Origin of the sequence: Mesorhizobium sp. M7A.F.Ca.CA.004.12.1.1 (assembly GCF_003997835.1) — a bacterium.
Classification (GTDB): domain Bacteria; phylum Pseudomonadota; class Alphaproteobacteria; order Rhizobiales; family Rhizobiaceae; genus Mesorhizobium.
The window spans coordinates 1-736 of record NZ_RZRK01001386.1; the positions used below are offsets into that span (position 1 = coordinate 1).

Annotated in this window: 2 protein-coding genes; one reads left to right on the forward strand and one right to left on the reverse strand. The window is 64.9% G+C overall.

Translation table 11 applies throughout. The annotated features are described in order from the left end of the window. Window positions 1-457, forward strand: a 457-nt coding sequence (locus EN984_RS36565) for an AGE family epimerase/isomerase (protein ID WP_206517583.1), incomplete at its 5' end; no start/stop codon positions are given. Between the two features lie 7 nt (window positions 458-464). Here the strand turns inward: EN984_RS36565 and EN984_RS36570 are convergent. Further along, window positions 465-736 (reverse strand): aldehyde dehydrogenase family protein (locus EN984_RS36570; protein ID WP_127384451.1); only part of this gene is annotated, 272 nt, incomplete at its 5' end.

The window sequence follows — 736 nt, forward strand, 5'->3', positions numbered from 1 at the left end:
GTCATGGACCGAGCCTGGCCACCATTTCGAGTGGGCCTCGCTGCTGGTCGATTTCGCTGGACGCAGCGGCCAGGCCGAATTGAGCGGCTTTGCCAGAAAACTTTACGCGTCGGCCACTGCCAATGGCCTCAACCGCGCCACCGGCCTTGCCTATGGCGCCGTCTCGCGGCAGGGCCTGCCGCTCGACCTGATATCACGCAGCTGGCCGCAGGCCGAAGCGGTGAAGGCGGCTATCGCGCTGGATGGTTCGGGCGGGCCGGACCTGAAGCCCGAGATCGAAGCGCGCGTCGGCCGGCTGTTTCGCTGGCACATCGACCCGGCGCCGCTCGGCCTGTGGATCGACCGCATCGACGAGCGCGGCCGCTCACTGGCATCGGACGTGCCGGCCAGCATCTTCTACCACCTGGTCTGTGCGCTGACCCAGTATCTGGATGGGACGGCCGATCCGAAGGCGTAGGACTTGATCAGTACGGGCTCGCCACATCCCCGGTCTCGACATAGATCGACTTCAGCTGCGAATAGAGTGCCAGCGCCGCCAATGAATTCTCACGTCCGATGCCCGACTGTTTGAAGCCGCCGAACGGGATTTCGACCGGCGTCAGATTATAGGCGTTGATCCAGCAGGTGCCGGCCTGTAGCTCGGCAATGACGCGGTGGGCGCGCGGCAGGTCACGCGTGAAGACGCCGGTCGAAATCCCGTTCGGCGGCTTCAAACAGTCGGGCATCGGACGTGAGA